Here is an 18574-nt window from a genome sequence, read left to right as displayed (position 1 = left end):
AAGGGAGTTAGAAAAAGATGGTAGGTAGAGAGAAATTCAACGCGGAATTGCATCAAGTACAGAATTTGATGCTTGAATTAAGTAATATGGCCATTAATACACTGAATGAATCCATCGATTATTTATTAGCAAGCGATATTGAAGGTGCCCTTACAGTTATTAATAACGATATCCATATTAATCGAATGGATGAAGAAATTAATGACCGGGTTATTTTACTTATTGCCAAACAACAACCTGTAGCTACTGATTTACGAAGATTAATGGTACTGATAAAAGCAGCATCGGATATGGAACGAATTGGTGATTATGCTGTAAATATTGCAAAAGAAACAATTAGAATTGGGAAAGATGAGCATATTGCTCCGATTCACTTATTAGATGAAATGCGTGTTAAAACAATTGCAATGTTAAAGCAAATTTTAGACGCTTTTATGAATGAAGATATCGAGGAAGCAAAGAAAATTGCAAAACTAGATGATGAAATAGATGCAATGTATGGTTATGCGATTAAAACACTTCTATCTGTTGGAGTAGAGCAACCAGCACAACTTAGTCAAATTACACAACTCTCATTCGTATGTCGTTATTTGGAAAGATCTGCGGATCATGCGACAAATATGGCAGAGCGAGTATTGTTTTTATTAAAAGGAAAACATTATGAATTAAATAATTAAGAATAGTGGCCACTTCAAAATTCATTTGAGGTGGCTTCTTTCTTATTTTTTAGTAATTTTTTCAGCAATTTGTTTCATCGTCAAAGAAGAATCCAATTCATATTCCCCGATTTGAATGCGCCCAGTTAAATTCTGGGCATCTAAATAGTCTTCAAAATCTTGTTTATTTTGAATGATACCAGTGCTTTCTAATGCGGAACTAATATCTCTTGAATTCATGCCAGGTTGCACTATTAAGATAGAATTAGAAGTGCTTTTTTTTGGGGGGGATTCTTTATCTTCTTTTTCCTCAATTTTTGCGTTAACTTCTGTACTATTTTCTTTTTTTGCATTCTCTAAATTTAATTGAAGCTGAGCAAGCTGTTGCTTAACAATTTTCAATTCGGCTTGGGACTTATCATATGCTCCTTCATTTATCGCATGCGAAGATTTAATTTCACCTGATGTGGATAGATGTTGAATTTGAAATACGGCACCAGCAAGAAATAATCCAATGCCCAATGAACGGATGGATGCTCTCTTCATTTATTTTCCACCGCCTATTACTGATTTCACTTCTTCAACAGTTAAAGAGGATCTTTTGCTTATTTCTGGTAAAGAATAACCTTGTTTGTGTAATTCCAGTACTTGGCTTTTTATAATATCATGAATGACATATTTTGTTTTTTGTTTTACGGGTAGAGCTATTTTGGTTGGTTCCATTAATAATTCTTCTTCTACTATTTTTAGTCTCCTTTTTAGAGCACTTGTTTCTTGATATAATGTAAAAGAGAGGTCTTCCATTTCTGTCTCCATTTTCTTGACAGAATCTTTTACGAAAAATGAAACAATGGTTAATATAATACCGATAAGCATAATGATGATTGAGTAGTCCATAATATTCACCTCTAATTAATAACTTCCTCTTATTATACTAACATATCCCAAAAAACTTTGAATAAATTCTTTCCTTAAACTGTGGATTTTATTTGTTTATATGCTATAATGGATTAGTCGTATAAATCATGCTCAGATTTTATATTTCATCCTGTAAAAGAGTGGGAGGGACAACCATGCGCGTTAATATTACATTAGCTTGTACAGATTGCGGAGAGCGCAACTATATTTCTAAGAAAAACAAGCGTAACAATCCAGAACGTCTTGAACTTAAAAAATATTGCTCACGTGAAAAGAAATCGACTCTTCATAGAGAAACTAAATAATAACTTAAACCAAAACCAATTTAGGTTTTGGTTTTTTTCTATGGAATTATGGGGGAAAAGGTATGGCGAAAAAAGAAGCAAGAGAAGAAATGAAAAATCAATTAGCAACTCTAGATAGCGTGTTATATCATACATACTCAAAACAAATTGAAAATCGCTTTCTTATTGAAGAAGATGTCGACCAAGCATCCACCATCGGCTTAACAATCTCCGCTTTTCCAGAAGTGGACACGGAAGGAATTATAAAGAAGCTTTGGGAGATGGGGAAAACTGTTGTAGTTCCTAAATGTAAACCTAAAGAACGAACAATGACCTTTTATAAGCTTGAAAATTTTAATCAGCTAGAAACTGTTTATATGCAGCTACTTGAGCCCAACCCTCTTATCTCTACAGCTGTGTCCTCAAAAGATATTGATTTGCTTGTAGTTCCAGGCATTGTCTACGATCCAACTGGTTATCGAATTGGTTATGGAGGAGGGTATTACGATCGCTTTTTATCTGAATACAACGGTCAAACAATTTCTCTAGCATTTGATTTTCAAGTGTGTGAAGTTATGGAGCGAGACAACTTTGATCTTCCTGTAAATAAAATAATTACGAATTCACAAATCATTCCATGTCAATTAAATCGTCAAGAGGTGTAATTAGATGAAAACAGTATATGATGTAATGCAACTTTTAAAACGATTTGGAATATACATATATACGAAAGATCGGTTAGCAGACTTAGAAATGATGGAAGATGAAATAAAAGAACTGTATAAGATGCAAATGATTGAAGTAAATGACTTTCAAATAGCGATTTTGGTATTAAGACATGAGCAAAATAAATATAAAAGATAACGAGCAACGGATTCATTCGTATCTGTTGCTTTTCTATTGATATATAAAATGAAACTTCCTAGGTTTACAGCCGTCTAATAATGGGTATGAAAATAACAGGCTTGAAAAATTATATCGCATATCCATTTCATTTTTGTTGATTTATTGTAAAGAAAGGATTAAGATATACTCTGTTACTTTTACTCATATTATAAAGAGTGTAAAAAGGGGGGGATGTAGGCATGATGAAGAAAAACTGGCCGACACATTCAATTCTTGTAATTGCTATTGTGGCTACTTGGATTAAAACCTATGTAGTTTATCATACAAGCTTTGACTTGAAAATCGAGAATATGATGCAACAATTTATATTACTTATAAATCCGCTTAGTTTTCTTTTGTTTATTTATGGACTATCATTATTTTTCAAAGGTCCAAAAGCTAGAAATAGATATATTGTTACAACAAGCATCATTCTATCAATAGTGTTATATGTCAATGTAGTTTTTTATCGATTTTTTACGGATTTTATTACAATTCCGGTATTATTTCAGACAAATAACTTTAGCGATTTAGGAAACTCTGCTAAATCTAGTATTAATTTTACAGATATTTTCTATTTTACAGATGTTGCAATTCTTATCATTGCTTTAAAATGGCTAAAAATTGGTCAGAAAATTTCACTTGTTAAACCAACTGTTAGAAGAGCATATTTTGTCCTAGCTGCAGCAGTATTGTTTTTAAATTTAGGTTTGTCTGAAATCGAAAGACCACAACTTCTTACGAGAAGTTTTGATAGAGAAATGTTAGTGAAAAATTTAGGACCATACAACTACCATTTATACGATCTATATATTCAATCGAAATCACATGCACAAAGAGCGCTTGCAGATGGTAGTGAACTTGTGGAAGTAAATAACTATGTTCGATCAAATCAGGCGGAACCTAATGCCAAAATGTTTGGTCTTGCTGATGGGCGAAACTTAATCGTTATTTCTATGGAATCTTTACAAAACTTTGTTATTAATAACGATATGAATGGTCATGAAATTACACCATTCTTGAATTCATTAACGAAAGACAAAGATACTTTTTACTTTTCGAATTTTTACCACGAAACAGGATTAGGGAAAACATCAGATGCGGAATTTTTAGTTGAAAATTCTCTATATCCTTTAGGTGGAGGAGCCGTTTTCTTTACGCATAGTGGGAACAAGTTTCACTCAATGGCAGAAAGTTTAAATGATAAAGGTTATTTCACGAATGTAATGCATCCAAATAACAAAAGCTTTTGGAACAGAGATATGATGTATCAGGCACTCTCTGTTCAGAAATTTTATGATGTGAATAGTTATGATGTTACAGATGATAACTCTGTTGGATGGGGATTGAAAGATACACCTTTCTTCAAACAATCGGTTGATCTAATGGCAGATATGCCTCAACCATTTTATTCTCGTATGCTTACTTTAACGAATCATTATCCATTTGATTTAGATGAAGAGGATCAATTTATCCCTCCGTATGATTCTAATTCTAAAACTTTAAACAAATATTTTCAGACTGTACGATATATGGATGAATCTTTAAAATCATTCTTTGATGATTTAAAAGCTAAAGGTTTGTATGATAATTCGATTATTGTTATGTATGGAGATCATTACGGAATTTCTGAAAACCATAATGCTGCAATGGCTCAATATTTAGGGAAAGAAATTACACCATATGAATCAGCTAAACTTCAACGCGTTCCATTCTTTATTCATATTCCACATAGTGGAGTAGGGAAAGTAGAAACAGAAGTTGCAGGGCAAATTGATATTAGACCTACTATATTACATTTGCTAGGCGTAGATACAACGAAAGACATGCAGTTAGGTGCAGATCTATTTTCTAAGGATCATGAGGACTTTGCTATTTTCCGTAACGGTGGTTTTGTAACTGATAAATTGGTGTATGCAGGTAATGCTTGTTACGACAATTCTAATGGTTCGGAAATTGGTATTGAAAATTGCCAACCGTATATTGATCGAACTAACCAAGAACTTGGATATTCTGATCAGATTATTAACGGGGACTTACTACGTTTCTATGATTTGAAAACAGGAAATCTCCTGATTGAACAAGCTGAAAAAGAAAATAAATAATAATAAAGCACAGACAATAATATGTCTGTGCTTTTTCTATGAAACAAATTTCTTTTTCACACGTCTACTACTATAATATGAAGGGGGGAGTCTATTGAAAAAAATTGGAATACTAATTATTTTTGTCATGCTACTGCAAGGTTGTTCGGAAAGCAAAATGACAAAAAAGGAAAATGAAAAGACAGCCATAGTAGATAATGCATCCGCTTTAACAAGTACACCTAAAAAAGCTTCCAAAGAATTTCCGTCGATTTCATTAACTTCCTCCTCTTTTCAGAGTGTGATTGGATGGTTATCAAACGATGAAATACTTTTTATTATCTTTGACAAAGGAAAATGGACCGTTCAATCCTATTCCGTTTCGAATCATTTATGGAAAATAATTTACACTTCAACTGCACCGATAATGGAAGGTTTTATTCATCCAAATAAAGAGCTCATCTTATTACATACATCAAGTAATTCTTCATCAGCGGAAGTTCAGATTATACATAAGAATGGATACTTAGTGCAAAGCTTATCTTTTGAATCTGATGAACTATATATGGATTGGCATCCTACGAATCCAAATTTAATTGTTTTTACAACATTTTATGAGGATTGGACCTATAATACGTTTGTTTACAATAGTTCTACTCAAAACCTGCAATCTATAGAGGTAGAGAACCCTTTTGTGAAGTGGTACGATGAGGATCACTTAATGTTGTTAAGAGGATCTGATAGCAGTTTAGATGGGAATGAGTTGATACTTTATTCAATTGCTGAAAAATCATTGAAGGAAACAGGTATTATGCATTTAATTGATGTTCAGAATTTAGGGAAAAGCATGCTGTATATTCAGATAAACGAAGAAAAAAAGTTATATGAATATCGTTTCATGGACAATGAAAAGCAAAGTTCTTTTGAATGGACATCACCGGCAATCAGTAATTACTCAGAATGGGTCATACCAACTATTTCCAATGTGAATTCAAATCAATTTTTTCTAATTAAGGGACTAAAAAGTGGGAATGTCGATGAATCTAGTGATAGAGGTATTCTTTCATCTATTTCATTGGATGGGGAACGGGAATTGGGAGAAGTTTTAACTCAACCCATTGTATGCTCACCAAACGGAGAAACTTGCCTAGGTGGATATGAGAAGGAAAATTGGATTCAGTTAAATCCTTTAAAAGAAAAAGTCTGGATTCACTTAGATGAATAGAAAAGAGCTGTTGTACAATTTGTACAACAGCTCTTTCTATTACATTTTAGTGTAAGCTAGGTGGAAAACCTTGGTTCACGATAGTCATGACTGTAAAGAAGCCAAAAACAGCAAACGAACCAAAGTTAAATAAGACTCCTAGTGCATTCTTTTCTTTAAAAGCTTGAAAAGTGCCGATTGCAGCTAAAATTGCAACGAGTCCAAAAATTACCATTAATAAGTTCATGAAAGACACTCCTTTCGACATCAGAAAATGAATGCCGCTTTGCATATTCCTCTTCTATTGTAATTGTATTCGTCATTTTTGTCGAGTGAAATAAGTGGCGATTAATTGAACAAAGACTAGTAAATCGTTTAAAATGATAGAGAGGTGATTATTATGTTAAATGTAAGAACTTATCCACTAGGTTTTATACAAACTAATTGTTATGTTGTATCTAACACGTCCAAGCAATGTTTAATTTTTGATCCAGGTGGAGATGGAGAAAAATTAATACGTGAACTCCAGCGTTTAAATTTGAAGCCAATCGCAATTTTGCTAACGCATGCTCACTTTGATCATATTGGAGCAATTGATGAAGTTAGAGAAGTATTTAAAATCCCTGTTTATATTCATACTGCTGAAAAAAAATGGTTAATAGATCCCGGGAAAAATGGTTCAGGGAAATATGCTGAAATTCCCTCTATTATTTGTAGAGAAGCGGATAATGTTTTAACAAATGAAACGAAATTAGAATTAGGAGACTTTTCTTTTGAATTACTACATACACCAGGTCATTCGCCAGGTAGTATAACGTACTATTTCAAGAAGGATGATTTTGCAATAGTAGGGGATACGCTTTTTCAAAATAGTGTAGGAAGAACGGATTTGCCAGGTGGAAATAACGCAGAATTAATGAAGTCCATTCATTCGAAGCTATTAACTTTGCCAGCGACAACTATTTTATATCCCGGACATGGTGCGGCTACTACTCCGGAAGAAGAAATGGAAACGAATCCATTTTTAAATGGTTTTTAGTCACACCAAATATAGCAAGAAAAAAGCAGCTCAATAAAATGAGCTGCTTTTTGGTGGTAAATAATTAATGCCCACCGCCAGGTACGTGAATAAACGTAGTATAGTATGTAAAACCGGCGAAGAAGAACATTAAGTAAGCTCCGAAGATGTACATATACATACGTTCAGAAAGGTTTAAGAAGCCTAAAAGTAGGAAAATTCCTGTATTAGCTAAAAATAGTAAAGAAGCTTCTGTCATATCACCTAAATAAAACATAACTGCAAAAATCCCTGTCCAGAAAGCCATCACTTTATACATATTGCCCATTTGTAGTCCCTCCTTTTGCAACGACACAAATATTCTCCTACTCATTATAAATGAAATAGTTCATACATGTAAACCGAATATTATCTTTCTAACTATATTACGATACACATTGTCACAAAAATGTGTATTTTATCAGCTTGTTGAACAGCATTTACGTATAGTCTGTTGCAACCATAAAATATTTATAGCTATTTTCAACAAATGAATTTACAACCATTATAGAACTTCTATTTGATATATGCAATTTTTACAATGCTCTTACTTATTCTCAGGTTATACAAAACGGTTTAAAAACTATTGGTAGGCATATAAGAAAATATGCTTTTTTATCTTAATTAATTGAAAATTTAATAAAATTACTTTCATTCTATTTCGTTTTCGATTATACTAGAGTTGTACAAGTTGTAGCGGTCGCAACTTGTAGCTGGAGAAAGGAAAAATGCATGCAACAAATAGAAAATATTGTAGAACAAAAATGTTTTCAATTACTTAAAAAAGCACATAGATTTGGTGCTTCTGATTTGCACATGATCCCAAACGAAGAGAACTATTTTTATTACTTTAAGAAAAATTCTCAAATGTTTGAAGCAGGGAAGCTTCCCCTGAATATGGGCGAACGTATTATTTCATACTTCAAGTTTTTATCCTCTCTTGATATCAGCGAAAAAAGAAAACCACAAAGCGGTTCCTTTAAACAAATTTTCAACTCTCAAAAATTTTCTTTTCGTGTTTCTACTTTGCCTTCTGTTTTTGGCAAAGAATCATTAGTTATACGTCTTCAACAACATGACAATGCAAAGCTCTTACATTCCTTATCATTATTTCATGATGCTTCCGACAAAATTGTGGAACTTGCAAATAATCGGCAAGGATTAATTCTTTTTGTTGGTCCCACAGGGTCAGGAAAGTCAACTACGATGTATTCACTTACAAAATATTGTTCGGAAAATTTAAATAGGCATGTCATTTCCCTCGAAGACCCAGTTGAAAATAGTCAATCTCATCTATTGCAAATCCAAGTGAACGAACGCTCCGGTGTAACATATGCTTCGGGGTTGAAAGCCATATTACGACACTCACCAGACGTTATTATGATTGGAGAAATCCGAGACGAAGCGACAGCAAAAGCAGCCATTCAAGCAGCTCTCACAGGTCATCTTGTCGTCTCTACTATTCATGCAAAAGATGCAGTAGGTTCATTTTATCGTTTGATAGATCTTGGAATTTCTTCCGAAGAGTTAAAGCAAACGATTATTGGGATAGTTGCACAAAGACTTGTAACGGTATCCGTTTCCAAGGAGCCGGAGTTATCAGCTATTTTTGAAATTATTTCGGATGAATTTTTAGTGGAAGCATTGAACTCTCTTGTGACTGGGAGTGATTTCCAAATTCCTTATTCTTTAACGCTTTCTTATCAATTAGAGAGAGGAGTAAGGGAAGGTGTTATTTCAAAAAATAAATAATTATTTTGCTAGGAAAGAAGAAACCATTCCGTTAAGTGTTCAATCCTCTTTTTTAAAAAGATTGAGTGATTTATTAAAAGAAGGTTATACATTTCATGAAGCAATTTCTATGTTGTTACCTTTTCATGTTAAAAAGTCGGATTTCGTGATTAAAAAAATGACGGAAGTGCATAAAAATGGGTCAAGTGTTACAGAAGTATTTAAGCTGTTAGGATTCCCTAATCGATTACTGCTTCCTATTAATCTTGCTACGATACATGGACAGCTTCAAGAAACTGTGTCGGTTTTGGGAGTTCAATCAGCTATTTTTGAAAGAGCAAGAAAAAGATTAAATAACTTATTAATGTACCCTTTGTTTCTTTTTGTTGTTATTTTTTTGTTGTTTACCATATTTCGAATTTATTTTCTACCTAATATGGAGTCTCTACTTGGGACAAGAACCACATTAGAATCAGAAAGCTCTATTATCTGGACAAATGTATTACTGCAATTACCCAATTATTTTTTAATTGGTATGGCAACTGCCTTAGTAACTATATCGGTCGTAATTTTTGTAGTGCGTAAAAAAAATGCAAAAAAACAACTTGCTTTCTATGGGAAATTACCACTAGTAAATAGTTGGTACCATTTATTCTTGACCAGAGTCTTTTCAAGAGAAATGGGGGGACTAATAGAAAGTGGCATATCCATACAGCAAGCTTTTGACGCACTCGTATCTCAAGAAGAACATATTACGCTTCAATTTATCTCGAAACAAATGAGAGATAAAATCGTACACGGTGAATCATTTTCTGAAGCCGTCCTGTTATCAAATTATTTTACAGAGGATTTCCAACAGTTTGTCACACTTGGAGAAAATAGTGGTTACCTTGGAAGAGAGCTGACATTGTACAGTGAATTTTTAACAGAAAGAATTGAAACGAAAATATCCAAGTATTTAAGTGTTTTACAACCTACCCTTTTTTTGATATTGGCTATTTTTATAATAGGTGCTTACTTAGCTATTCTTCTACCAATCTATGAAATGATAAATATTGTATAAGAGGAGAGAAAATAGGATGAAATTTATAAGAAATAGCAAAGGTTTCACGCTTGTGGAAATGATGATCGTGTTGCTAATTATTTCTATTTTAATATTAATTACTATTCCAAATGTAACAAAACATTCCGCGTCTATTGATGATAAAGGTTGTAAAGCTTTTGCGCGCATGCTCGAGGGGCAGATTGAAGCGTATAAAATTGAGAAGAAAAAGGTTCCGACTTTAGACGAATTATCCAAGGAAGGTTATTTAAAAGGGGATAAAACATGTCCAAATGGGACGGTAGTTAATATCAATCCTGATAATGGAAGTGTGACTATTGAAGGTGAAGTAGCATCGGGTTCTGAAGCAAGTGGTGGTTAAATCAAATGAAAGAGGATTTACGTTAATCGAACTGTTGCTCGTTTTGTCTATAGTCATGGTTATGACATCTTCTATTATTTTTGTTGCTACTTCTAAGCTTGAGGAGGTAGAGGAAAAACGCTTTTTTAAGCAATTTCAATTGGATGTTCAAAGACTGCAGAGTATATCGATTGGGGAGCAAAAATATACGTATATCAATTTTAAGGAAAATGGTTCAAAATATATTGCCAAATCCGCAAATGTAGAACTATTTGAATACGGGATGCCAATTGGAGTTCGTCTATCTAAAAATAGTAACTTAAAAGAGATTGCCTTTCATCCAAACGGATCAGTGAAAGAATTCGGAACATTATTATTTGAAACAAAGAATGGCCTTAAAAAAGTAACGCTTTATATTGGTAGAGGTAGGATGAATTATGAATAATAGCAGAGGGTTTTCCTTGCCTGAAACGATTGTTTCTTTAAGTGTTATTTTTCTAATTGCAACAACTTTGCTTCCATTATTGAGTAATATGGCAACACAGCTTGAAGAGAAAAGACGAAAATATCATTCTTCTATTGTCATGCATGAGGGCATAAAAATGCATATTGCAGAAAACATCTTAAGTGGGAAAATGCAAATGGATAACCTACTATACACATTTGAAATCGATGATGAACAAATCTGTGTGAACTATGAAGGGATGCGAGAGGAGAAATATAATTGCTTATCAATTTCCTTTTGAAAGGAAACAAAGAAGCTGGATATACATTAATAGAAGGAATTATTCAACTTTCGGTATTAATGGTGTTTTCTCAAATATTTGCAATAACGGTTGGATTGGTACATAAGATGGAAGATAATGTGACAAATCCAACTGAGATAGAATGGGCACTTTTTATACAGGACGTAGAAACCTATTTAAATCATGTAGAAATAATAATGGTGCAAAGAGAAGATATGGGTATACGTTTTCGAAAAAATGGTGAAGAGTTTGATATAGAGATATATGAAAATTTAATTAGAAAACAGAAAAATAGATTAGGTCATGAACAGATGTTGCTCCATGTAAAATCTATATCAGTTAACCTGGAAGGAAATTCATTGAAGCTTGCTGTAGATTTTATGAACGGGATAAAAAAGGAGCACACATTTTATGTTACATTTCATTCAGAATGAGAAAGGGGTATTACTTCCTGCCGCTATTTTATTGCTATTAATCGTTTGTTTTTCATTATTTGCGATAACTGCTGCATACCAATCAAAATATCGAACGTATGATTCGTTGGAATTGAACAATATTAATGCTACTATCAAAAGAATAGAAAATTTAAACGAACGCGTAAAATAATCCTGGTATGTAGTGAGTTGGTGAATCATGTACAAAGTATATTTAGTTGGTTTTATGGGAAGTGGAAAAAGTGCGGTCGGGAGAAGGCTGAGCTATTTATTAAAAATGCCTTATTATGATATGGATAAAGAGATTGTGAAAAATGAACAAAAGACAATTCCAGAAATATTTGAGCAGAGTGGAGAGGTGTATTTTCGAAAATTAGAAACGGAATTCCTTCAAAACTTTCGAAATGAATCATGTATTATTTCGACTGGTGGTGGGGTTGCAATGAATGATGAGAATATCCGAATTATGCGAAAAACTGGTTTAGTTTTATTTTTAGATGCAACGTTCCATGATATTTGGATCAGAATAAAAAATGATAAAAATAGACCGATTGTACAAAGTAGTACGAGAGAAGAATTGGAGCAGTTATATAATAAGCGGAGAAAATTTTATAAGAAATCAGCGCATATTACAATTCTTACAGAGAATCGCCCCTTAAGACAAGTGACAGAATATGCTGGATATCAAGTAAATAGGTTGAAAGGCGAATAATTATGGTCATTCCTTGAATAACGTTCGTATTTAAAGTAATTTATTAAAAAGATTGCTTCCTTTATCTTTCAATGTTAGGATATAGACAAAGCGAGTGAATAATACAGATATAGCGGATGAGCATACGGGGAGAGAACGCATTCGATGCGTCGCCGAAGGAGCAAATAATGAATTTTATGAATCTCTCAGGCAAAAGAACTCGTATAGGACGCAACTCTGGAGAGTGCTTTCGTTTATATTACGCAAAGCCACCAAAGAGGAAAGCCATTTTGGTAAACTTTCAGGTGCCAGGACAGAGAACCCCTGTTTTTAAAAAGGGGTTTTTCTGTCCTTTTTTGTGTGAAAATTCAAAAGGGGGAGATTTTTTTGTCGGAACAGTTGAAACGTACACCTCTATTTAATGACTATGCAACTTATGGAGGAAAAACAATCGATTTTGGTGGCTGGGAATTACCTGTGCAATTTTCTAGTATTAAAGAAGAACACGAAGCAGTAAGAACAAAAGCAGGATTGTTTGATGTTTCTCATATGGGAGAAATAACGGTTACAGGTTCAAAAGCTGAAGCATTTCTACAAAAATTGATAACGAATGATGTCTCCAAATTAGTGAGTGGTCAAGCACAGTATACTGCAATGTGTTATGAAGATGGCGGCATTGTGGATGATTTATTAGTTTATAAAAAAGAAGAAAACAACTATTTATTAGTAGTGAATGCATCCAATATTGAAAAAGATTTTGAATGGATGAAACAAAATGCAACTGATGATGTTGAACTAGTTAATAAATCGGATGAATATGGTCTACTTGCATTGCAGGGGCCGTTAGCACAAAGCATTTTACAAAAACTAACTTCTAAAAATCTTGATGAAATTGGATTCTTCCGTTTTGTGGATAATATCGAAGTAGCTGGAAAAACAGTTCTGATCTCTCGTACTGGTTACACTGGTGAAGATGGATTTGAAATTTATACAGCAAGCAATAATGTTTCGGACATATGGAGCAGTATCCATAAAGCAGGAAAAGAAGATGGACTTCTTCCTTGTGGACTTGGAGCACGTGATACATTACGTTTTGAAGCTTGCCTTCCTTTATACGGACAAGAGTTATCCAAAGACATTTCTCCTCTCGAAGCAGGTTTAGGATTCGTAGTAAAACTTAAAAAAGAACAAGATTTCAATGGTAAATCTGTATTGGCTAATCAAAAAGAAAATGGTACTCCTCGAAAAAGTGTTGGAATTGAAATGATTGACAAAGGTATTCCACGTACTGGATATCCAGTGTTCGTTGGTGAAAAGCAAATAGGAATTGTTACGACAGGTACACAGTCGCCTACACTGAAAAAAAATATTGGTCTGGTATTAATTGACGCAACATTTGCAGAACTCGGTCAAGAGTTAGAAGTTGAAATTAGAAATAAACGTCTGAAAGCTGTTACTGTAGCCACGCCATTTTATAAAAGACAAAAATAATTGCAGAAAGAGGTTGTCCATTGATGAAGCATCGTTATCTACCAATGACTGAACAAGATCAAAAGGAAATGTTAGATGTAATCGGCATTTCTTCCGTTGATGAATTGTTTGCAGATATCCCTGAGAAAGTACGATTTAAAGGGGAATATAATATTAAACCTGCGAAAGCGGAGTCAGCTTTATTGAAAGAATTATCTGTTCTAGCGGATAAAAATGCGGATAGCAAAAAATACGCATCATTTTTAGGTGCTGGTGTGTATGATCATTTTAAGCCAATCATTGTAGATCATGTTATATCTAGATCTGAATTTTATACAGCATATACGCCGTATCAACCAGAAATCTCACAAGGAGAGCTTCAAGCTATTTTTGAATTTCAAACGATGATTTGTGAATTAACTGGAATGGATCTTGCGAACTCGTCTATGTATGACGGTGGAACTGCTTTAGCAGAAGCAGGAAATTTAGCAGCAGGACATACAAAAAGAAAAAAATTATTAGTTTCTGAAGCGGTTCATCCGGAATATATTGATGTTGTCAAAATGTATGCAAAAGGTCAAAATGTGAACGTTGTTTCGATCCCTACAAATGATGGTGTAACGGATTTAGCAAAACTAGAAGAACTTGTAGATGAAGAGACTGCTGCAGTAATAGTCCAATATCCAAACTTCTTTGGTCAAATTGAAGATTTAGCGAGAGTCGAACAACTAACACATGAACAAAAAGCATTATTCGTTGTTTCTGCAAATCCACTTGCGCTTGGAGCATTAACTCCTCCTGGTAAATTTGGAGCAGATATTACAGTTGGAGACGCGCAACCTTTTGGAATTTCTGAAGCATTCGGTGGACCTCACTGCGGTTTCTTTGCAGTAACATCTAAATTAATGCGTAAAGTACCTGGTCGACTAATTGGTGAAACAACAGATGAAGAAGGTCGTCGCGGATTTGTATTAACGTTACAAGCTCGTGAACAACATATTCGTCGCGATAAAGCAACCTCTAACATTTGTTCTAACCAAGCATTAAATGCGCTTGCTGCTTCCGTAGCAATGACTGCACTAGGGAAAAAAGGCGTGAAAGAAATGGCTATTCAAAATATTACTAAGACACACTATGCAAAACAAGCATTTGAAAAAGCTGGTTTTATCATTCCTTTCCAAGGTGCACATTTCAATGAAATCGTTGTAAAAGTGAATGGCTCCGTTGTAGATGCAAACAAATCACTATTGGAAAAAGGAATTATCGGTGGATTTGATTTAGGCCGCGTCAATTCAGATCTTAAAAACCATGTGTTAATCGCTGTAACGGAACAACGTACAAAAGAAGAGATAGATGCACTCGTGCAAGAAATGGGGGCTATTTATGCATAAAGATAATCAACCACTAATTTTTGAAATTACGAAAGAAGGTCGTGTAGGTTATAACCTACCCGAATTAGATGTGCCAGAAATAGATTTATCTTCCTTATTTCCTGCTAGTATTGTTCGCAAGGAAGAAGCGGAATTACCAGAGGTATCTGAGTTAGATATTATGCGTCACTATACAGCACTTTCTAACCGTAACCACGGTGTGGATACTGGATTTTATCCACTAGGTTCTTGTACGATGAAATACAATCCAAAAATAAATGAATCAGTTGCGCGCTTCCCAGGATTCGCTAATATTCACCCATTACAAGACGAATCTTCTGTACAAGGTGCAATGGAGTTAATGTATGATCTTCAAGAACATTTAATCGAAATTACAGGTATGGACGAAGTGACGCTACAACCGGCCGCTGGTGCGCATGGTGAATGGACAGCTCTTATGATGATTCGTGCATTCCATGAAGCAAATGGGGATACTCACCGCACGAAAGTAATTGTACCTGATTCAGCACATGGAACGAATCCGGCATCTGCAACAGTCGCAGGTTTTGAAACTATTACGGTGAAATCAGATGATAATGGTTTAGTAGATTTAGAAGATTTACGTCGCGTAGCCGGTCCAGATACAGCAGCCCTAATGCTCACAAATCCAAATACCTTAGGTCTTTTTGAAGAAAGCATTCTAGAATTAGCTGAAATCATCCACGGTGTTGGTGGTAAATTATACTATGACGGAGCTAACTTAAACGCTGTTATGTCAAAAGCTCGTCCAGGGGACATGGGATTTGACTGTGTTCACTTGAATTTGCATAAAACATTTACAGGTCCACATGGGGGTGGTGGTCCAGGTTCAGGTCCAGTAGGAGTGAAGGCTGACCTAATTCCATTCTTACCAAGTCCAGTGCTTGTAAAAGAGGATGAAAAATATACATTCGATTACAATCGTCCACAAACGATTGGTCGTGTAAAACCATTCTACGGAAACTTTGGAATCAATGTGCGTGCTTATACATATATTCGTTCAATGGGTCCAGATGGTCTAAAAGCAGTAACCGAATATGCAGTATTGAATGCAAATTATATGATGAGACGTTTGGAAGAATACTTTGATCTTCCTTATAACCGTCATTGTAAGCATGAATTTGTATTAAGTGGTCGTCGTCAGAAGAAATTGGGTGTACGTACACTTGATATGGCGAAACGTCTGCTCGATTTTGGCTATCATCCACCAACAATCTATTTCCCATTGAATGTAGAAGAAGGTATGATGATTGAACCGACAGAAACAGAGTCCAAAGAAACTTTGGATGCTTTCTGCGATGCAATGATCCAAATTGCAAAAGAAGTAGAAGAAAATCCAGAAATCGTTCAAAATGCACCACATACAACGGTAATCAATCGTTTAGACGAAACAAAAGCTGCTCGTCATCCGGTATTACGTTATACAAAAGCATAAAAGAGAAAGTGCGGTCCTAAAAATGGATCGCACTTTTTTACTATTAATTACTATATAGTAAAAACTGGAATCATTGCAACGTCGTGTTTTTTTATATAGTGCGTACCAAGTAATCAAAATAGTAACCACCGTGTTTTAGCACTCCGGTATTAGCTTTCCGCGGGCGGGCGTCGAGCCTCCTCACTTCGCTGCGGGGTCTCGCCTGTCTCGCTTTCCCGCAGGAGTCTCATACCGTCGCGCTAAATCCAACTTTATGTAGCGCTTCTTAAAATAAAATCCGATAAATAAATAAATTCGATAAAATACTCTATAAATGCGACCACCATATCACAATACTACTTTAACTTGGTATGAGATTATGAGTGTCAGTTGCAAACAATCAATATATTGCGCAAATGTCCAAGAATGTTGCGAGTACCACGTCCTATGTTGCGCATAATTTATCGGATAATCATATCCGGATAAAAAGTGCGGATACCTTTGCCGTAGTGCGATGTTACTGAATAGATAGCATGGCCCTATGGGATTGGAGCGAAAGGGCGGCAACTCCAGCGGGATGAGTGAGACAGATGAGCCATCACAAACGCAAATGCGGCGGTGATGGCTCATCGCTCACCCCGCTGAAAGCGTCCGCCCTGCAGTGGAAATCCTAGCGGAAACTAACTAATTTGCACTATATAAATTATGTGCAACATTGTAGTTAGTTTTGGATTGGAATAATTAGTAAGAAAATAAAAAAAGGCTCTCCTGTTTAAAGAAGAACCTTTATTATTATTTAGATTTTATCTTGCCAGTCCAAGTTTTGAATCCACCTTGAAGCTGATTCAAATCTGTACATCCTTTTTTCTTTAAAAACATTGCTGCACGTGAGCTTCTTGCACCACTTTGGCAATATAGATAAACTGGTTTGTCTGTGCGAATTTCCTTAAAACGTTGTCGAAGTTGTGACGAAGGAATATTTCTTGCCCCAAGAACATGTCCTGCATCAAATTCTTTTGGTTCTCTTACATCGATTAATTGAGCTTTACGGTACCCCTCAATAAACTGTTCTTGCGTAAGATTTGTAACGGCTTTCTTTAGACGGAACGCTTGTACACCAGCATAAGCTAGCAAAATAACAAGTACAGCGATCATAATGTATAAAATAGTAGGCACGGTCTTTCCCCTTTCTATGTTTCACTCCTTATTATAAAAGATTAACTAGATACAATTCAATCTATTTGATAAAATGAATATCGTTATGGGGGGAGAAGAAGTAATGGAAAAGACGAAATGGTACTTTATTAATTCTGGACCTTGTAGTCCATCTTATAATATGGCGTTAGATGAAGCGCTACTTGATTGGCATAGTGAGGGACTTATTCCACCAGTCATTCGATTTTATGAATGGAACCCTGCAACATTGTCCATTGGTTATTTTCAATCTGTTGAAAAAGAAATAGATTTAGAAGCGGTAGAGCGTTTAGGTCTTGGTTTTGTTCGTAGACCAACTGGAGGAAGAGGTGTTCTGCATGAACATGAGCTTACGTATAGCGTTATAGTATCTGAGAAATATCCTGACATGCCTGCTACCGTTACGGAAGCTTATCGTGTAATTAGTGAAGGATTATTACTTGGTTTTCAAAACCTAGGTCTAGATGCTTATTTTTCTATTCCTGACACAGAAGAGAAAAAAATAGATTTAAAGAAACCGAAGTCAGCAGTTTGTTTTGATACTCCAAGTTGGTATGAACTTGTTGTGGAAGGAAAAAAAGTAGCTGGTAGTGCGCAAACGAGACAAAAAGGTGTTATACTTCAACACGGCGCAATTTTGTTGGATTTAGATGAAGATAAACTCATTCAGACGTTTAAGTTTGCTTCCAATGAGGTAAGAGATAGGGTAAAAGCAAGTTTGTCAAAGAAAGCAGTTGCTATAAACAAAATTAGTCAAAGTCCTGTATCAGTCGACGACTGTAAAATAGCTTTTAAACATGGATTTGAAGATGCTTTACACATAGATTTAGTAGAAATTACACTAAGTGAAGCGCAAGAACAGTACGTGAAAGAGCTGGAACAGAAGCGATATGCAAATGATGAATGGAATTTTAAAAAATAATTATATTTTTTTTAGTCCTTTAGTACATTGACTACTGATATGCTTGCGTTTGTAGCTAAACTGCTAATTTGC

Annotated in this window: 24 protein-coding genes and 1 riboswitch; of the genes, 19 read left to right on the top strand and 5 right to left on the bottom strand. The window is 34.7% G+C overall.

Going from position 1 to position 18574, the window contains the following annotated elements:
* Positions 1–17 precede the first annotated feature (17 nt).
* A complete protein-coding gene (gene phoU, locus ACEPXG_RS10525; RefSeq protein ID WP_391201869.1) occupies positions 18–677 on the top strand; it encodes a phosphate signaling complex protein PhoU in 660 nt (219 codons plus the stop codon).
* Positions 678–719: 42 nt separating this feature from the next.
* Here phoU and ACEPXG_RS10520 read toward each other — a convergent pair whose 3' ends face one another.
* Complete coding sequence (locus ACEPXG_RS10520; RefSeq protein WP_391201866.1) at positions 720–1202, bottom strand: hypothetical protein; 483 nt, start codon at positions 1200–1202, stop codon at positions 720–722.
* Positions 1203–1553: a hypothetical protein gene (locus ACEPXG_RS10515; protein ID WP_391201863.1), complete on the bottom strand. Its 351-nt coding sequence runs from the start codon at positions 1551–1553 to the stop codon at positions 1203–1205.
* A gap of 176 nt (positions 1554–1729) precedes the next feature.
* On the opposite strand from ACEPXG_RS10515, the gene rpmG reads away from it, so the two are divergent.
* The 5 genes from rpmG to ACEPXG_RS10490 all read left to right on the top strand — a co-directional run bounded on the left by rpmG (position 1730) and on the right by ACEPXG_RS10490 (position 6052).
* Complete coding sequence (rpmG, locus tag ACEPXG_RS10510) at positions 1730–1879, top strand: 50S ribosomal protein L33 (protein WP_093265860.1); 150 nt, start codon at positions 1730–1732, stop codon at positions 1877–1879.
* 62 nt (positions 1880–1941) lie between these two features.
* On the top strand, positions 1942–2523 hold the full coding sequence (locus tag ACEPXG_RS10505; RefSeq protein WP_391201860.1) for a 5-formyltetrahydrofolate cyclo-ligase: 582 nt from the start codon (positions 1942–1944) through the stop codon (positions 2521–2523).
* A 4-nt stretch (positions 2524–2527) separates the two neighbouring features.
* Complete coding sequence (locus tag ACEPXG_RS10500) at positions 2528–2722, top strand: YqgQ family protein (protein WP_391201857.1); 195 nt, start codon at positions 2528–2530, stop codon at positions 2720–2722.
* A 221-nt stretch (positions 2723–2943) separates the two neighbouring features.
* Positions 2944–4848: an LTA synthase family protein gene (locus ACEPXG_RS10495; RefSeq protein WP_391201854.1), complete on the top strand. Its 1905-nt coding sequence runs from the start codon at positions 2944–2946 to the stop codon at positions 4846–4848.
* A 94-nt stretch (positions 4849–4942) separates the two neighbouring features.
* A complete protein-coding gene (locus ACEPXG_RS10490) occupies positions 4943–6052 on the top strand; it encodes a hypothetical protein (protein WP_391201851.1) in 1110 nt (369 codons plus the stop codon).
* 46 nt (positions 6053–6098) lie between these two features.
* On the opposite strand, the gene ACEPXG_RS10485 is transcribed toward ACEPXG_RS10490, so the two are convergent.
* On the bottom strand, positions 6099–6278 hold the full coding sequence (locus tag ACEPXG_RS10485) for a DUF2759 domain-containing protein (protein ID WP_151700345.1): 180 nt from the start codon (positions 6276–6278) through the stop codon (positions 6099–6101).
* Between the two features lie 153 nt (positions 6279–6431).
* On the opposite strand from ACEPXG_RS10485, the gene ACEPXG_RS10480 reads away from it, so the two are divergent.
* Complete coding sequence (locus tag ACEPXG_RS10480) at positions 6432–7070, top strand: MBL fold metallo-hydrolase (RefSeq protein WP_391201848.1); 639 nt, start codon at positions 6432–6434, stop codon at positions 7068–7070.
* Between the two features lie 64 nt (positions 7071–7134).
* On the opposite strand, the gene ACEPXG_RS10475 is transcribed toward ACEPXG_RS10480, so the two are convergent.
* Positions 7135–7377, bottom strand: coding sequence for a DUF2626 domain-containing protein (locus ACEPXG_RS10475; protein WP_391201846.1), 243 nt, complete (start codon positions 7375–7377; stop codon positions 7135–7137).
* A 443-nt stretch (positions 7378–7820) separates the two neighbouring features.
* Between ACEPXG_RS10475 and comGA the strand changes: the two genes are divergently transcribed.
* From comGA to gcvPB, 11 genes are all read left to right on the top strand, one after another.
* Positions 7821–8840 (top strand): competence type IV pilus ATPase ComGA, encoded by a 1020-nt coding sequence (gene comGA / locus ACEPXG_RS10470; protein WP_391201843.1) that lies wholly within the window; start codon positions 7821–7823, stop codon positions 8838–8840.
* Entirely contained in the window at positions 8818–9882 is a 1065-nt protein-coding gene (gene comGB, locus ACEPXG_RS10465; RefSeq protein ID WP_391201840.1) for a competence type IV pilus assembly protein ComGB, read from the top strand. The genes comGA and comGB overlap by 23 nt, the downstream gene beginning before the upstream one ends.
* Positions 9883–9898: 16 nt before the next feature.
* Positions 9899–10243, top strand: coding sequence for a competence type IV pilus major pilin ComGC (comGC, locus tag ACEPXG_RS10460; RefSeq protein ID WP_391201837.1), 345 nt, complete (start codon positions 9899–9901; stop codon positions 10241–10243).
* Entirely contained in the window at positions 10236–10667 is a 432-nt protein-coding gene (gene comGD, locus ACEPXG_RS10455) for a competence type IV pilus minor pilin ComGD (protein ID WP_391201834.1), read from the top strand. Before comGC ends, comGD begins: the two co-directional genes overlap by 8 nt.
* The gene (locus ACEPXG_RS10450) at positions 10660–10968 is read left to right on the top strand and encodes a hypothetical protein (RefSeq protein WP_391201831.1); all 309 of its coding nucleotides are present in this window, start codon (positions 10660–10662) and stop codon (positions 10966–10968) included. The genes comGD and ACEPXG_RS10450 overlap by 8 nt, the downstream gene beginning before the upstream one ends.
* Entirely contained in the window at positions 10947–11402 is a 456-nt protein-coding gene (comGF, locus tag ACEPXG_RS10445) for a competence type IV pilus minor pilin ComGF (RefSeq protein ID WP_391201828.1), read from the top strand. The genes ACEPXG_RS10450 and comGF overlap by 22 nt, the downstream gene beginning before the upstream one ends.
* Complete coding sequence (locus tag ACEPXG_RS10440; RefSeq protein ID WP_391201826.1) at positions 11380–11574, top strand: hypothetical protein; 195 nt, start codon at positions 11380–11382, stop codon at positions 11572–11574. The genes comGF and ACEPXG_RS10440 overlap by 23 nt, the downstream gene beginning before the upstream one ends.
* 27 nt (positions 11575–11601) lie before the next feature.
* Positions 11602–12114: a shikimate kinase gene (locus ACEPXG_RS10435; protein WP_391201823.1), complete on the top strand. Its 513-nt coding sequence runs from the start codon at positions 11602–11604 to the stop codon at positions 12112–12114.
* 116 nt (positions 12115–12230) lie between these two features.
* Positions 12231–12325: riboswitch (glycine riboswitch) on the top strand.
* Between the two features lie 155 nt (positions 12326–12480).
* Entirely contained in the window at positions 12481–13584 is a 1104-nt protein-coding gene (gene gcvT, locus ACEPXG_RS10430) for a glycine cleavage system aminomethyltransferase GcvT (RefSeq protein ID WP_391201821.1), read from the top strand.
* A gap of 23 nt (positions 13585–13607) precedes the next feature.
* The gene (gene gcvPA, locus ACEPXG_RS10425; RefSeq protein WP_391209880.1) at positions 13608–14954 is read left to right on the top strand and encodes an aminomethyl-transferring glycine dehydrogenase subunit GcvPA; all 1347 of its coding nucleotides are present in this window, start codon (positions 13608–13610) and stop codon (positions 14952–14954) included.
* On the top strand, positions 14947–16407 hold the full coding sequence (gcvPB, locus tag ACEPXG_RS10420) for an aminomethyl-transferring glycine dehydrogenase subunit GcvPB (RefSeq protein ID WP_391201818.1): 1461 nt from the start codon (positions 14947–14949) through the stop codon (positions 16405–16407). The genes gcvPA and gcvPB overlap by 8 nt, the downstream gene beginning before the upstream one ends.
* Positions 16408–17178: 771 nt before the next feature.
* On the opposite strand, the gene ACEPXG_RS10415 is transcribed toward gcvPB, so the two are convergent.
* On the bottom strand, positions 17179–17541 hold the full coding sequence (locus ACEPXG_RS10415; RefSeq protein ID WP_391209878.1) for a rhodanese-like domain-containing protein: 363 nt from the start codon (positions 17539–17541) through the stop codon (positions 17179–17181).
* Between the two features lie 124 nt (positions 17542–17665).
* Between ACEPXG_RS10415 and ACEPXG_RS10410 the strand changes: the two genes are divergently transcribed.
* Positions 17666–18502, top strand: a complete 837-nt coding sequence (locus ACEPXG_RS10410; protein WP_391201815.1) for a biotin/lipoate A/B protein ligase family protein — start codon at positions 17666–17668, stop codon at positions 18500–18502.
* Positions 18503–18574 lie beyond the last annotated feature (72 nt).

It is taken from the genome of Psychrobacillus sp. L4 (assembly GCF_042944905.1).
In the GTDB taxonomy this organism is placed as follows: Bacteria; Bacillota; Bacilli; order Bacillales_A; family Planococcaceae; genus Psychrobacillus.
The sequence above is the reverse complement of the archived record's forward strand: the minus strand, read 5'-3'. Positions and strand labels throughout refer to the sequence as shown.

What these genes read in the sequence shown, in the direction of transcription:
- phoU (WP_391201869.1), top strand. Translation starts at nt 18, where the DNA reads ATGGTAGGTAGAGAGAAATTCAACGCGGAATTGCATCAAGTACAGAAT.
- ACEPXG_RS10520 (WP_391201866.1), bottom strand. Translation starts at nt 1,202, where the DNA reads ATGAAGAGAGCATCCATCCGTTCATTGGGCATTGGATTATTTCTTGCT.
- ACEPXG_RS10515 (WP_391201863.1), bottom strand. Translation starts at nt 1,553, where the DNA reads ATGGACTACTCAATCATCATTATGCTTATCGGTATTATATTAACCATT.
- rpmG (WP_093265860.1), top strand. Translation starts at nt 1,730, where the DNA reads ATGCGCGTTAATATTACATTAGCTTGTACAGATTGCGGAGAGCGCAAC.
- ACEPXG_RS10505 (WP_391201860.1), top strand. Translation starts at nt 1,942, where the DNA reads ATGGCGAAAAAAGAAGCAAGAGAAGAAATGAAAAATCAATTAGCAACT.
- ACEPXG_RS10500 (WP_391201857.1), top strand. Translation starts at nt 2,528, where the DNA reads ATGAAAACAGTATATGATGTAATGCAACTTTTAAAACGATTTGGAATA.
- ACEPXG_RS10495 (WP_391201854.1), top strand. Translation starts at nt 2,944, where the DNA reads ATGATGAAGAAAAACTGGCCGACACATTCAATTCTTGTAATTGCTATT.
- ACEPXG_RS10485 (WP_151700345.1), bottom strand. Translation starts at nt 6,278, where the DNA reads ATGAACTTATTAATGGTAATTTTTGGACTCGTTGCAATTTTAGCTGCA.
- ACEPXG_RS10480 (WP_391201848.1), top strand. Translation starts at nt 6,432, where the DNA reads ATGTTAAATGTAAGAACTTATCCACTAGGTTTTATACAAACTAATTGT.
- ACEPXG_RS10475 (WP_391201846.1), bottom strand. Translation starts at nt 7,377, where the DNA reads ATGGGCAATATGTATAAAGTGATGGCTTTCTGGACAGGGATTTTTGCA.
- comGA (WP_391201843.1), top strand. Translation starts at nt 7,821, where the DNA reads ATGCAACAAATAGAAAATATTGTAGAACAAAAATGTTTTCAATTACTT.
- comGC (WP_391201837.1), top strand. Translation starts at nt 9,899, where the DNA reads ATGAAATTTATAAGAAATAGCAAAGGTTTCACGCTTGTGGAAATGATG.
- ACEPXG_RS10450 (WP_391201831.1), top strand. Translation starts at nt 10,660, where the DNA reads ATGAATAATAGCAGAGGGTTTTCCTTGCCTGAAACGATTGTTTCTTTA.
- ACEPXG_RS10440 (WP_391201826.1), top strand. Translation starts at nt 11,380, where the DNA reads ATGTTACATTTCATTCAGAATGAGAAAGGGGTATTACTTCCTGCCGCT.
- ACEPXG_RS10435 (WP_391201823.1), top strand. Translation starts at nt 11,602, where the DNA reads ATGTACAAAGTATATTTAGTTGGTTTTATGGGAAGTGGAAAAAGTGCG.
- gcvPA (WP_391209880.1), top strand. Translation starts at nt 13,608, where the DNA reads ATGAAGCATCGTTATCTACCAATGACTGAACAAGATCAAAAGGAAATG.
- gcvPB (WP_391201818.1), top strand. Translation starts at nt 14,947, where the DNA reads ATGCATAAAGATAATCAACCACTAATTTTTGAAATTACGAAAGAAGGT.
- ACEPXG_RS10415 (WP_391209878.1), bottom strand. Translation starts at nt 17,541, where the DNA reads ATGATCGCTGTACTTGTTATTTTGCTAGCTTATGCTGGTGTACAAGCG.
- ACEPXG_RS10410 (WP_391201815.1), top strand. Translation starts at nt 17,666, where the DNA reads ATGGAAAAGACGAAATGGTACTTTATTAATTCTGGACCTTGTAGTCCA.